The sequence below is a fragment of the Mycobacterium sp. genome (genome assembly GCF_035570115.1).
Lineage (GTDB): Bacteria > Actinomycetota > Actinomycetes > Mycobacteriales > Mycobacteriaceae > Mycobacterium.
The window spans coordinates 20,885-33,736 of the sequence record NZ_DATMLH010000268.1; the positions used below are offsets into that span (position 1 = coordinate 20,885).

The 12,852-nt window shown below is 64.5% G+C and carries 10 protein-coding genes; 6 read left to right on the forward strand and 4 right to left on the reverse strand.

Annotated features, from left to right (window positions below; all coding sequences use genetic code 11):
* The first annotated feature begins 6 nt into the window (after window positions 1–6).
* The 3 genes from VNW74_RS25620 to VNW74_RS25630 are packed head-to-tail and all read left to right on the forward strand — an operon-like array spanning window position 7 to window position 5,971.
* The gene (locus VNW74_RS25620; protein WP_414686773.1) at window positions 7–4,902 is read left to right on the forward strand and encodes an NAD-glutamate dehydrogenase; all 4,896 of its coding nucleotides are present in this window, start codon (window positions 7–9) and stop codon (window positions 4,900–4,902) included.
* Entirely contained in the window at window positions 4,899–5,312 is a 414-nt protein-coding gene (locus VNW74_RS25625) for a thioesterase family protein (protein ID WP_325682069.1), read from the forward strand. The genes VNW74_RS25620 and VNW74_RS25625 overlap by 4 nt, the downstream gene beginning before the upstream one ends.
* A gap of 32 nt (window positions 5,313–5,344) precedes the next feature.
* Window positions 5,345–5,971: a hypothetical protein gene (locus VNW74_RS25630; protein WP_325682086.1), complete on the forward strand. Its 627-nt coding sequence runs from the start codon at window positions 5,345–5,347 to the stop codon at window positions 5,969–5,971.
* A 33-nt stretch (window positions 5,972–6,004) separates the two neighbouring features.
* Here the strand turns inward: VNW74_RS25630 and VNW74_RS25635 are convergent, their stop codons facing one another.
* From VNW74_RS25635 to VNW74_RS25645, 3 genes are read right to left on the reverse strand one after another with little or no spacing between them, the layout of a single operon-like run.
* Entirely contained in the window at window positions 6,005–7,039 is a 1,035-nt protein-coding gene (locus tag VNW74_RS25635; RefSeq protein ID WP_325682071.1) for a pyridine nucleotide-disulfide oxidoreductase, read from the reverse strand.
* A 37-nt stretch (window positions 7,040–7,076) separates the two neighbouring features.
* Window positions 7,077–8,651 (reverse strand): glycoside hydrolase family 13 protein, encoded by a 1,575-nt coding sequence (locus VNW74_RS25640; RefSeq protein ID WP_325682073.1) that lies wholly within the window; start codon window positions 8,649–8,651, stop codon window positions 7,077–7,079.
* Window positions 8,651–9,046, reverse strand: a complete 396-nt coding sequence (locus VNW74_RS25645; RefSeq protein ID WP_325682075.1) for a globin — start codon at window positions 9,044–9,046, stop codon at window positions 8,651–8,653. Before VNW74_RS25645 ends, VNW74_RS25640 begins: the two co-directional genes overlap by 1 nt.
* Window positions 9,047–9,202: 156 nt before the next feature.
* On the opposite strand from VNW74_RS25645, the gene VNW74_RS25650 reads away from it, so the two are divergent.
* The 3 genes from VNW74_RS25650 to VNW74_RS25660 all read left to right on the forward strand — a co-directional run bounded on the left by VNW74_RS25650 (window position 9,203) and on the right by VNW74_RS25660 (window position 10,620).
* On the forward strand, window positions 9,203–9,865 hold the full coding sequence (locus tag VNW74_RS25650; RefSeq protein ID WP_325682077.1) for an HNH endonuclease: 663 nt from the start codon (window positions 9,203–9,205) through the stop codon (window positions 9,863–9,865).
* Window positions 9,866–9,929: 64 nt separating this feature from the next.
* Window positions 9,930–10,166 carry a hypothetical protein gene (locus VNW74_RS25655; protein ID WP_325682088.1) on the forward strand — a complete coding sequence of 79 codons (237 nt, stop codon included), beginning with the start codon at window positions 9,930–9,932 and terminating at the stop codon, window positions 10,164–10,166.
* The gene (locus VNW74_RS25660; RefSeq protein WP_325682078.1) at window positions 10,153–10,620 is read left to right on the forward strand and encodes a DUF5130 domain-containing protein; all 468 of its coding nucleotides are present in this window, start codon (window positions 10,153–10,155) and stop codon (window positions 10,618–10,620) included. The genes VNW74_RS25655 and VNW74_RS25660 overlap by 14 nt, the downstream gene beginning before the upstream one ends.
* Before the next feature lie 12 nt (window positions 10,621–10,632).
* On the opposite strand, the gene pepN is transcribed toward VNW74_RS25660, so the two are convergent.
* The coding region (gene pepN, locus VNW74_RS25665) for an aminopeptidase N (RefSeq protein ID WP_325682080.1) at window positions 10,633–12,852 on the reverse strand (2,220 nt) is incomplete at its 5' end.

Consider the following 12,852-nt stretch of genomic DNA (forward strand, 5'->3'; position numbering starts at 1 on the left):
GCTGGTATGCGTGCTGAGGCAGGAGCAGTCGGCATGACGGATCATCGCGGATCCATCGGCTTCAAGGGTGCTGCGGACTGGACAAAGTTCGCCAAGCCTGAGGACATTCCCGAGTGGATCTCCAAGGCATACGCCGACAGCTACCAGGGCCCGCACGACGACGAGTCCGCAGCCGACCAAGCGTTGGCCGGGGGCTTGCCCACCGGCGACCCCTCCAGCGCCGCAGTGGTGACGCCCGCGATGCTCGCCGCGCACTACCGGCTTGGCAGTCACCGGGCGGACCGGGAGAGCCGAGTCGCGGTTTACCTCGCCGACGATCCGGCCGGTTTCGGCCCCGCGCTGCAGGTGGTCATCGATAACGGCGCGATGCTGATGGATTCGGTCACGGTGCTGCTGCATCGGGTTGGTGTGCCGTACGTGGCAATCATGAACCCGGTGTTCGAGGTCCGCCGCAACGCAGATGGAGATCTGCTGAGCATCGAGCCGACGACCGCGGGGAGCTCGGCGGGCGGCGGCATCGAGGAGACCTGGATCCACATAGAGCTTTCGCCCTCGGTCGACAGCAAAAGCCTGCAGGAGGCCGAACGTCTGTTGCCGGGTGTTCTCGCCGATGTGCGTCGGGTGGCTGCGGACTCGGCGGCGATGATCACCACCCTCAACGACCTGGCCAACGACGTGCAGACCAACGCGGACGGTTGCTACTCCGCGCCTGATAGCGGCGATGTAGCCACGCTGTTGCGCTGGCTGGCCGACGGGCATTTCACGCTGTTGGGCTATCAACGCTGCCCGGTGCACGACGGTTGTGTGTCGGGTGAGTCGGCCACCGCCAGTCTTGGCGTGTTGCGCCGACGCAAGGGTTCTCGCCCACGTCTGACTGACGACACCGAACTGTTGGCGTTGGCGCAGACAGACGTTGCCAGCTACCTACGTTTCGGCGCTTACCCATACGTCCTGGCGGTCCGGGAAAACACCGACGACGGCGTCTTCGAGCATCGCCTCATCGGGCTCTTCACGGTCGCCGCCATGAACGCCGACGTTCTCGAGATCCCGATCATTTCGGGTAGGGTCCGCGAGGTACTCGGACTAGCCGATCTCGATTCCGGCCATCCGGGGCAGCTGTTGCTTGACGTCATCCAAACCATGCCGCGCTCAGAGCTTTTCGCGCTCAGCGCCGAACAGATGTTGGCTATGGCCAAAGCAGTGGTGGATCTCGGATCGGGGCGTCGAGCACTGCTGTTCCTACGCGCTGATCGACTCGAGTATTTTGTCTCGTGCTTGGTTTATCTGCCCCGCGACCGCTACACCACGGCCGTACGCTTGCAGATCGAGGACATCCTGGTCCGCGAGTTTGGCGGCACCAGCCTCGAATTCACCGCCCGCGTTACTGAATCGCCCTGGGCACTTCTGCATTTCATGGTCCGGCTGCGTCCCGACGGCGCCACGCACATCGACACCTCTGAGGCCAACCGAGTCCGCATCCAAGCTTTGCTGACCGAGGCGGCGCGCACCTGGTCCGACCGGTTGATCACCGAGGCGGCGGGCGGCGCCGTCGGGCCCATCGAGGCTGAGCACTACGCCGGGGCGTTCTCCGAGGCGTACAAACAGGCCGTCACCCCGACCGACGCGATCAACGACATCGTCATCCTCGAAGAGCTGACTGACAATTCGGTCAAGCTGGTGCTTTCCGATCACAACTATGACGACACCGCCCGGCTGACCTGGTATCTGGGCGGGAGAACGGCCTCATTGAGTCAATTGTTGCCGATGCTGCAATCCATGGGTGTGGTGGTGCTGGAGGAGCGACCATTCACCGTCACCCGGCCCGACGGACTGCCGGTATGGATGTATCAATTCAAAATCACGCCGCAACCGACGATCCCGCTGGTGCCGACCGGTCCTGAGCGCGCGGCGACGGCCAAGCGTTTCGCCGATGCGGTTACCGCGATCTGGGAAGGCCGCGTCGAGACCGACCGGTTCAACGAGTTGGTGATGCGGGCCGACCTGACCTGGCAGCAGGTCGTGCTAATACGCAGCTACGCGAAATATCTACGACAAATTGGTTTTCCGTACAGTCAGTCCCACATCGAAGCGGTGGTGAACGAAAACCCAGCTACCGCAAAGTCGTTGGTCAGGCTGTTCGAGGCGTTGTTCGATCCGGCCCCGTCTGGCTCGTCGAAGAGCCGTGATGCGCAAGCCGCCGCCGCGGCGGTAGCCGCGGATATCGACGCATTGGTGAGTTTGGACACCGACCGCGTCCTGCGGGCGTTCGCCTCGCTCATCCAAGCCACCCTGCGCACCAATTACTTTGTGACACACGATGGTTCGGCCCGCAGTCAAAATGTACTGTCGCTGAAATTGGATGCGCAGCTGGTTGAAGAGCTTCCGCTGCCGCGGCCCAAGTTCGAGATCTTTGTGTACTCGCCCCGCGTCGAAGGCGTACATCTGAGATTCGGCTATGTGGCGCGCGGCGGCCTGCGTTGGTCGGACCGTCGGGATGATTTCCGCACCGAGATCCTCGGTCTGGTCAAAGCGCAGGCCGTCAAGAACGCCGTCATCGTGCCGGTCGGCGCCAAAGGCGGCTTCGTCGTCAAACGGCCGCCGCTGCCTACCGGCGACCCTGGTGCCGACCGCGAGGCCACCCGAAACGAAGGCATCGCCTGCTACAAGCTGTTCATATCTGGATTGCTCGACATCACCGACAACGTCGATCACACCACCGGCAAGGTCAGCACGCCCGCGGAGGTGGTGCGGCGCGACGACGACGACGCCTACTTGGTGGTGGCCGCGGACAAGGGCACCGCCACCTTTTCCGACATCGCCAACGACGTTGCCAAGGCCTACGGTTTCTGGCTCGGCGACGCCTTCGCGTCTGGCGGATCGGTCGGCTATGACCACAAAGCGATGGGCATCACCGCCAAGGGCACGTGGGAAGCGGTCAAACGGCACTTCCGGGAGATGGGCGTCGACACCCAAACCGAAGACTTCACCGTGATCGGCGTCGGCGACATGAGTGGTGACGTGTTCGGCAACGGCATGTTGCTGTCCACACACATTCGACTGTTGGCCGCTTTCGACCACCGCCACATCTTCCTCGACCCAGATCCCGACCCGGCTACCTCCTGGGAGGAACGTCGGCGGATGTTCGACCTGCCCCGCTCCAGCTGGGACGACTACGACCAGTCACTGATCAGCGAGGGTGGCGGGGTGTACAGCCGCGAACACAAAGTGATTCCGGTCAGCGACCAGGTTCGCGCAGCGCTGGGAATCCAGGACGACGTCACCGAGATGGCGCCACCCAATCTGATCCGCGCGATTCTGCGGGCGCCGGTGGATCTGCTGTTCAACGGCGGTATCGGAACCTACATCAAGGCCGAAGCGGAATCCGATGCCGACGTGGGTGACCGCGCCAACGACCCGGTGCGGGTCAATGCAAACCAGGTGCGCGCCAAGGTTGTTGGCGAGGGCGGCAATCTCGGTGTCACGGCGCGTGGCCGGGTCGAGTTCGACCTGTGCGGCGGTCGGATCAACACCGATGCGATGGACAATTCGGCAGGCGTGGACTGCTCCGACCACGAGGTCAACATCAAGATTCTGATCGATGCCCTGATCACCGCGGGCAAGGTCGACCCGGGTGAACGTACCCAGCTGCTCGAGTCGATGACCGACGAGGTCGCCGAATTGGTGCTCGCTGACAACGCCGACCAGAACGACCTGATGGGCACCAGCCGCGCCAATGCTCCCAGCCTGCTGCCCGTGCATGCCGACCAGATCAGATACCTGGCGAGCGAGCGGGGGCTGAACCGCGAACTCGAGGCGCTGCCCTCGGACAAGGAGATAGCGCGGCGACTCGAGGTCGGTCTCGGGCTCACGTCGCCGGAGCTCGCGACGTTGATGGCGCACGTCAAGCTGACGCTCAAAGACGAGTTGTTGAATAGCGATCTGCCGGATCAAGAAGTGTTCGCCAGCCGATTGCCGCGGTACTTCCCGTCGGCGCTGCGCGACCGCTTCGGTCCCGCGATCCGCTCCCACCAGCTGCGGCGGGAGATCGTGACCACGATGCTGGTCAACGATCTGGTGGACACCGCCGGCATCAGCTACGACTACCGGATCGCCGATGATGTCGGTGTCAGTCCGGTGGATGCGGTGCGCACGTATGCGGCTACAGACACCATCTTCGGGATCGGGCAACTGTGGCACAGTATCCGCGCGGCCGATATCCCGATCGCGTTGTCCGACCGGATGACATTGGACACCCGTCGGCTGATCGACCGCGCCGCACGCTGGTTGCTGAACTACCGTCCGCAGCCGTTGGCGGTCGGCGCCGAAATCAATCGATTCGCCAAGAAGGTGGCGACGCTGACGCCACGCATGTCGGAGTGGCTACGCGGTGACGACAAGGCGATCGTGGAGAAGGAAGCCGGGGATTTCGTCGCGCAGGGCGCATCCGAAGACCTGGCCTACATGGTGGCCGCCGGCTTGTACCGGTTCAGCCTGCTCGACATCATCGATATCGCCGACATCGAAGACCACGACCCGGCCGAGGTCGCCGACACCTATTTCGCGCTGATGGACCGCCTGGGCACCGACGGTCTGCTGACTGCGGTGTCCGCGCTGCCGCGTGGTGATCGTTGGCATGCGTTGGCGCGCTTGGCCATTCGTGACGACATTTACGCCTCCCTGCGATCGTTGTGTTTCGACGTCCTCGCCGTCGGCGAACCGGACGAAAGCGGTGAAGAGAAGATCGCCGAATGGGAACACATCAGCGCCTCGCGGGTGGAACGCGCCCGGCGGACGTTGACCGAGATCTACCAGAGCGGCCAGACCGATCTGGCCACGCTGTCGGTGGCGGCACGGCAGATTCGCCGTATGACGAGTACCAGCGGGCGGGGATCGGCGGGGTGAGTACGGGGTTCGTCGCGCCCGTTCCGGTCCGATGGTCGGACATCGATATGTACCAGCACGTCAACCACGCGACGATGGTCACGATTCTCGAAGAGGCCCGCGTCCCGTTTCTTTCGCACGCATTCGGTGCCGATATCACCAGCGTCGGTCTGCTGATCGCCGATGTACGTGTGACTTACAAAGGGCAGCTGCGGCTGGTCGATTCGCCGCTGCAGGTCACGATGTGGGTAAAGCGCTTGCGCGCAGTCGATTTCACTCTCGGCTACGAAGTTCGATCGGTCAACGCCGACCCGGAGTCGAAGCCCGCCGTGATCGCGGAGTCGCAACTGGCCGCATTCCACATCGACGAGCAACGGCTGGTGCGCCTATCGCCCCACCACCGGGAATACTTGCAGCGGTGGCTTCGGTAGCCGAGCGGGGACTCTGGCTGGGTCCACAATCCATGGCGGCCCACCGCGCGGACTTGACCGCTTTCGTCGAGCGGGCGGCGCGGCTCGACCCCGCCGCGGTGATCCGGCTGCGCGGTCGTTCGGGCGGCTTGATAACGGCTTGGGCGGCCACCGGCTTCGACGTGCTGGCCAGCCGGGTGGTGGCCGGCAGCCTGCGACCCGACGATTTATCCGTCGGCGCAGACGAATTGGCGCATGGATTGGCCGCGACAGACAGCGCTGGCTACGTCAATCCCGGTTTCCCGATGGATTCCGCGTGGCGCGGCGTGTTGCCGCCGGACTCAGGTTTCACCCACCTCGACGACGTACCCGCGCGCCTGATGCTGGATTTGGCGGAGCGCGGCGCCCAGCTTGCCAAAGAACACGGCAGCGCACAGGGCCCGCCGGTGTCGCTGCTCGAGCAGGAGGTGATCCGGGTCAGCTCAGCCGATGTCAGCGTGGGCGTACCCATGCGGTGTGTATTCGCCTTGACGGCAATGGGTTTCCTACCGCAGTCATCAGAAGCAGTTGATGCTGAGGAGATCGTCCGGGTTCGCGCGCTGCCGGCCTGGTTGCGCATCGATGCGCGGTTCGGTTCGGTGTATCGACGGCGTGGCGACCCTGCGCTGGTGCTGCGCTGATCCGTCCGCTTGTACGCCGGGTAGGAATTTCCGCTATGTGGGATACCGGAACCACAACGGCAGAACGGCGTCGAGGTGATCCATGAATTTCTTCAAGCCCACCCGGTACTCCAGGTAGCCGTAGCGGTCCGTCGCTCGCGCCGGAAACGCGATGCCGATGCCGAACAATCCGGGGGCCAGCACGCCGTTGTTGGGGTTGTAATCGAGCGGGCCCCACTGTCTCGTTTCGGGCAACGTTCTGCGCTCAAACCCGACGGTATAGACGACGCGGTCGCATGCGGCGAGCTTTTCCTCAAAATCCGGACTAGAGACCCAGCACCGTTCCAGGCGGTCTGGATGCACGCCGTCGATATTTTCTCGAGCCCACTCAGCCGCTCGTCCTTTGAGGCCAGAATCGTCGAACAGGATCCAGTCATCCAGGTAAACCGCGTATCTGAGCGGGCTGCGGTAGAAGTTGATCACTTTCTTGACGGGGTGACGCAACAGATGCGGCAAGGCGATCATCGACGAGTGAGAAGAGCCAAACACGGCAATCGTGGTGTCGTCCAAGGTTTCTTCCGCGAGCTTTTCGGGATCGAGGGCGACTTCTACCGGAATCTCCGTCAGCTGGGGGTAGTTGAGCTTCTTGGGAACTGCTCCGACGGCCAAGATCACGTTTTTGGAGGTCAGCTCCCGGTGCTGCGTTTCAATCCTCCACTGCCTTCGTTCTAAGAAGAGCGCGGTCGCCGTCGTCTCAAATGCTTTCACCCGCTCACGCAGGTGTTGGGTGATCCACACCAGAGGATCAGCGACCAACGCCAGAGCGCATGTCTCGTCGGGATCCACTTCCCGCAGCGGCATCGGAGGTGCTGTTGCAAACCGAAATGCGGAAGAGCCATTCAAATAGCTCAGGAAGAAGCCCACCTGAGTGTTACTCGAAACCGACCGCCACTTGCCGCCGAGGTCGCCTGCCGCGAAGGCCGGATCGACCCAGGCGATGTCCTCGGGTCCTATCCCGTGATCGAGCAGTTGTCCCACTGCGGCGATCCCCGCGGGTCCTGCTCCGATGACTGTCCATGCATAGGTCATGGGTCATGTATAAAGACGCGGGCTGCCGATGCGCTACTTACACGAGCCACGCGGCGGCATTGGGCGGCAACTTCCCGTCAACCAAGGGCGCGCTGGTGAGAATCAGGTCTCCCAGCGGCAGCGGCAGCGGCCGCTTGCCGGTGTTCAGTGCGCAACGCAGCCCGTCGTCGCCGCGGGCGAACACCAGCGCGCCGCGCGTTGCGGCCAGCCACTCGACCCGATTTCCGGTGAACTCCGCACGGCTACGGCGTATTTCGAGCGCATGCTGGAAGAACGCCAGTGTCGAGTCGGTTGCGCTGAGCTGCTTTTCGACACTCAGGGCCGCCCATTCCGGCGGTATCGGCAGCCAGGTGTCGGGTGATGTGGAGAACCCGAACGGGGGAGTGTCGCCCCGCCACGGCATCGGAATCCGGCACCCGTCGCGGCCGCGTACGGTGTGCGCCGAGCGTTCCCACGTCGGATCACGCAGCGCTTCGTCGGGCAACTCGACGTTGGGCAGCCCCAACTCCTGCCCGTTGTAGATGAATACCGCGCCGGGCAGGGCGAGCGTAACCATCGCCATCGCCCGCGCCCGATCGAGTCCGACGGCGCCACCGCCGTAGCGGCTGGGTCCCCGCTCGACATCGTGATTTTCCAACGTCCATGTGGGAGTAGCGTTTTCAATCGCTGCCGCAACCAGGGTGTTCTCGATCGCATGGTGGATTTTTGCGATGTCGAATTCGGCTCGCACCATGCGGAAATTGAAGCCCAGGTGCAGCTCGTCGGCGCGCACGTACTCGGCCCAGCTGGCGTTGTCGAAAACCCAAACCTCTCCGATGGTCACCGCCTCGGGATAGTCGTCCATGACGGTGCGGATGTTGCGGTGAATCGCGTGCACATTGGGGTGATTGAACCGTGGATCACCGTCGCTGAGCATCCGTGGCCGCATTTCGACATCGGTGTCCGGAAGGCCGGGCGGCTTAGCCATCCCGTGCGCGACGTCGATGCGGAACCCGTCGACGCCACGCTCCAGCCAGAACCGCAACGTCTTCTCAAGATCGTCGAAGACCTCTGGGTTGTCCCAGTTGAGGTCCGGCTGTTCGACGTCGAAGAGATGCAGATACCACTGGCCCGGATTACCGTCCGGCTCCACGACCCGGGTCCAGGACGGTCCGCCGAACACGGACTGCCAGTTATTCGGCGGCTCCAGCCCACCGGGCCCCCGGCCGTCGCGGAAGATGTAGCGGTTCCGGGCGGCGCTGCCTGGTTCGGCGGCCAGCGCCTCCTGAAACCAGGGATGCTGCGAGCTGGTGTGGTTGGGCACCAAATCCATCGTGATCTTGATATCGCGCTCATGAGCCGCTGCGATCAGTCGTTCAAAAGCGGCCAGGCCGCCGAACAGCGTGTCCACATCGCGCGGGTCCGCCACGTCGTAGCCATGGTCGGCCATCGGCGACACCATGATGGGGCTGAGCCATAGCGCGTCGACGCCCAGCCGGACCAGATAGTCCAGCCGCGACGCCACTCCGTCGAGGTCACCGACGCCGTCGCCGTTGCTATCGGCGAAGGACCGCGGATACACCTGATAGAAGACCGCGCGCGACCACCACGGTTCACGTTGCCGGGACGTCATCAGAAGGCAGAATTCACCAGCGAGTGCGCGGCCATCTCCAGGTACTCGAGCAGCTCCTTACGATGCGCGTCGTCGAGGGTGTCAGAGTCGATCGACGCGATCGCGGTATGCATGCACCGCAGCCAGGCGTCGCGCTCGAATGGGCCGATCTGGAACGGGGCATGCCGCATCCGCAGCCGGGGATGGCCGCGCTGGTCGGAGTAGGTACGGGGGCCGCCCCAGTACTGCTCGAGGAACATCCGCAGCCGTTCCTCCGCGCCCGCCAAGTCGTCTAAGGGGTAGACACGACGCAGGATTTCGTCCTCGGCGACCAGCTCGTAAAAACGCGACACGATCGCGTGGAAGGTGTCCGCGCCACCGACAGCGTCGTAAAAAGACCGTTGTAGTTGTTCCATCACCTCCATTGTGGGGCATCGGGACCGACGGCCGGGCGCGTGGCACCCCTCGGCGCAGAAGTTGCCACCGGCTGTTCACCGGATTGACCAGCCAACACCCGCCAATTTGGCGTGCGATCGCTGGCGAATCGTGGTGGACTGGTCGGCGGAGGGCGTATGTCGCAGGGCAAAAAACGCCGCAGCCACCGCAGTTCAGGGGCCGCGGCAGGGCTAACCGGGTCCGCAACCGGCCCATGCCTGCACAGTGTCTCCAGCGTCCCCGCCGTCTCGCACTCGCCCGTTTCGCATGACACCGGATCTATCTGGAATCGCCGGCGTGTGCTGCTGCTGAACTCCACCTACGAGCCGCTGACCGCGTTGCCCGTCCGTCGGGCGGTCATCATGCTGATCTGCGGCAAAGCCGACGTCGTGCACGACGATCCGTCCGGACCCGTCATTCACTCGGCGACCAGATCGATCGCGTTGCCGTCGGTGATTCGGCTGCGGTCATACGTCCGGGTGCCCTACCGGGCTCGTGTCCCGATGACCAGGGCCGCACTGATGCACCGTGACCGCTTCTGTTGCGCGTACTGCGGGGCCAAGGCCGACACCATCGACCACGTGGTGCCCCGGAGCCGCGGCGGCGATCACTCCTGGGAGAACTGCGTCGCATGCTGCTCAACCTGTAACCACCGAAAGGGTGACAAGTTGCTCACCGAACTCGGCTGGTCGCTGCGGTTGGCGCCGACCTCGCCGAAAGGCCAGCACTGGCGGCTGCTCTCGACGGTCAAAGAACTCGACCCGTCGTGGGCGCGATACCTCGGCGAAGGCGCGGCCTAGCCCGGTTTGTTGTCTGACTGCACCCGATGACCGCCGGTGGGATACGGTTTGCGTCGTGAGCATGATGGAAGTCCACCTCTACCTCGTGGGGATCCCGTTGTTGCTGGTGATCGTGCTGGTGGCGCTGATCTGGTCGCACAAGGGACCGCACCCGGCGACCTACAAGATGTCCGAGCCATGGACGCATGCCCCAATTCTGTGGGCCGCCACCGACGAGGTTCTCGGTAACGGCCACGGGGCGCATTCCGGCCACGGCACATCGGAATTCAGCGTGGGAGGTGGCGCCAGTGGCAAGTGGTGAGGTCGCAACCGTCACGCCTGCCGAGTTGCCCAACGGCTCGGTGATCACCACCAGCGGGCGGATCTCCGGGGTCACCGAACCCGGAGAGGTGTCGGTGCACTACCCGTTCCCCATCGACGACCTCGTCACCCTTGACGACGCGTTGACCTACGGCTCGCGGGCCGCCGGCGCGCGGTTCGCCGTCTACATCGGGGACCTGGGCAGCGACACCGCAGCGCGAGCCCGCGAGGTCCTGGGCAGGGTACCGACGCCGGACAACGCCGTGCTGATCGCCGTCTCACCCGATCAGCATGTGATCGAGGTGGCCTACGGCTCCCAGGTGCGCGGCCGGGGCGTCGAGTCGTCCGCGCCGCTCGGTATCGCCGCCGCGGCGTCGGCGTTCCAGGAGGGCCACCTGATCGACGGCCTGGTCAGCGCGGTCCGGGTGACCAGCGCCGGCATCTCACCGGCCTAGCTCTCGGCGCCGTCAGCTGGCGTCGGAGGTGTCGAACTTGCGGGCCTTCAGCGACCGCTCGACAGCGGCGCGGCCCTCGAGCACTAGCCGGCGCAGCGCCGGCGGCAGCCCGGGATCGGCGAGGAACCTGTCGGCCGCGGCGATGCCGTCCTCGCTGATGTCCCACGAGGGATACAGCCCAACAACCACCGTCTGGGCAACCTCGCTGGACCGACGCTCCCAAATGCCCGAAATCGCCGCGAAGTAGCGCGCACCGAACGGTTTCAGCAACTCGGACTGCCCGGGTTCCACGAAACCGGCGATGATCGACCGCGCGACGGTGTTGGGCAGCGTGTCGTCCTCGGTGACCTGGGTCCACGCCTTCTCCTTGACGGCTACCTGCGGCCGGGCCGCCGAGGCCTGCGCGCCATACCGCTTGCCGGCAGCCGTCGGGTCGCGTTGCACCTCGGCGTCGATGAAGGGAGTCTCCGGGCCGTCGCCGTCGATATCGCCGGCCGCGGCCAGCGCGGTGACGATGCGCCACCGCAGATCGGTGTCGATCGATAGACCGGCCAGTCCCGACTCGGCGGGGTCATGGTCGAGCAGGTCGGCCAGCACCACGACATGCCGGGTCGACAGCACCGATGTGCACAGCGCATTGACGAAGGCCAGCTGATGGTCCGACCCTTCCTGCGCGCCGCGGGCGAGTTCCAGCAGCCGATCAGCGAACGCCGGCCAGCCGTCTGAACGGGCCCAGTCGGGGTCGGCGTAGGCACCCAGTGCGGTCTGCGCCTGCAGCAGCAGCCGTTGCGCCACCCCTACCTCGGTCTCGGCCTGAACGCCGCCGGAGACCAGCGACACGAAGTCGCGGGCGCGCAGTTCGGCGTCGCGGGTCATCTCCCAAGCCGCCGACCACACGAGTGTGCGCGGCAGCGGCTCGGCGATGTCGGCGATGCGGTGCAGCGCGGTCTGCAGTGACTCGGGGTCCAGCCGCAGCGAGCAATAGGTCAAATCATCATCATTCACCAGAATCAATTTGCCCCGTGAAACATTAACCAGCGCAGGAACTTCGGTGCTCGCGCCGCTGATGTCGAGCTCTTCGCGATGCACTCGCACCAAGCGACCGGCGCCGTCGTCGTCGTAGATGCCGACCGCCAGCCGGTGCACCCGAGTCTCGCCGGCGCCGGGCTCAGCGCCGCTTTGCGCCAACGCGAACCGGGTGAACCGGCCATGCGCGTCAACGTCGAAGTCGGGGCGCAGCGTGTTCAGGCCGGTGGTCTTGAGCCACTGTCGGCCCCAGTCGGAAAGGTCGCGGCCGGAGGCCTTTTCCAGCGCGGTCAGCAGATCGTCGAACGTGGCGTTGCCAAAGGCGTGGGCGCGGAAATAGTCGCGCAGACCGGCCAGGAAATGCTCCAGCCCGACATAGGCCACCAGCTGCTTGAGCACACTGGCGCCTTTGGCGTAGGTGATGCCGTCGAAGTTGACCTCGACCGCGGCCAGGTCGGGAATGTCGGCGGCCACCGGATGCGTCGACGGCAGCTGGTCTTGGCGGTAGGCCCAAGACTTCTCGACATTGGCGAAAGTCGTCCACGCTTCGGTGAATTCGGTGGCCTCGCTTTGACACAGCACAGAGGCGAAGGTGGCGAAAGACTCGTTGAGCCACAAGTCGTCCCACCACCGCATGGTGACCAGATCGCCGAACCACATGTGCGCCATCTCGTGCAGCACCGTCTCGGCGCGCCGCTCATACGAAGCTCGGGTGACCTTGCTGCGAAAGACGTAGTCCTCCAAAAAGGTCACCGCGCCCGCGTTCTCCATCGCACCGGCGTTGAACTCGGGCACGAACAACTGGTCGTACTTGCCGAAAGCGTACGGCACGCCAAAGTTCTTGTGGTAGAAGCCAAAACCTTGCTTTGTCTGGGTGAACAGCCGCTCGGCGTCCATGAATTCCGCCAGCGTGGCCCGGCAGAAGATGCCGAGTGCAATCTCGCCGTGCTCGTCACTGTAGACGTCATCCCAGCGTGCATACGGACCGGCGATCAGCGCCACCAAGTAGGTGCTCATTCGCGGTGTGGTGGCAAATGTGTGCACGCCGTCGTCGACGCCCGCGGTGGCACCGTTGGACACCACCTGCCAGTGCTGCGGTGCGGTCACCGACACATCGAACGTGGCTTTCAGGTCGGGCTGGTCGAAGCAGGCGAACATCCGCTTGGCGTCGGCGGTTTCGAACTGCGAGTACAAATACACCTCGCC

Excerpts from the sequence above, each read along its gene's own strand:
- VNW74_RS25635 (WP_325682071.1), bottom strand. The coding sequence starts at position 7,039 with ATGACCTATGCATGGACAGTCATCGGAGCAGGACCCGCGGGGATCGCC.
- VNW74_RS25650 (WP_325682077.1), top strand. The coding sequence starts at position 9,203 with ATGTCGCAGGGCAAAAAACGCCGCAGCCACCGCAGTTCAGGGGCCGCG.
- VNW74_RS25640 (WP_325682073.1), bottom strand. The coding sequence starts at position 8,651 with ATGACGTCCCGGCAACGTGAACCGTGGTGGTCGCGCGCGGTCTTCTAT.
- VNW74_RS25645 (WP_325682075.1), bottom strand. The coding sequence starts at position 9,046 with ATGGAACAACTACAACGGTCTTTTTACGACGCTGTCGGTGGCGCGGAC.
- VNW74_RS25655 (WP_325682088.1), top strand. The coding sequence starts at position 9,930 with ATGGAAGTCCACCTCTACCTCGTGGGGATCCCGTTGTTGCTGGTGATC.
- VNW74_RS25630 (WP_325682086.1), top strand. The coding sequence starts at position 5,345 with ATGGCGGCCCACCGCGCGGACTTGACCGCTTTCGTCGAGCGGGCGGCG.
- VNW74_RS25620 (WP_414686773.1), top strand. The coding sequence starts at position 7 with ATGCGTGCTGAGGCAGGAGCAGTCGGCATGACGGATCATCGCGGATCC.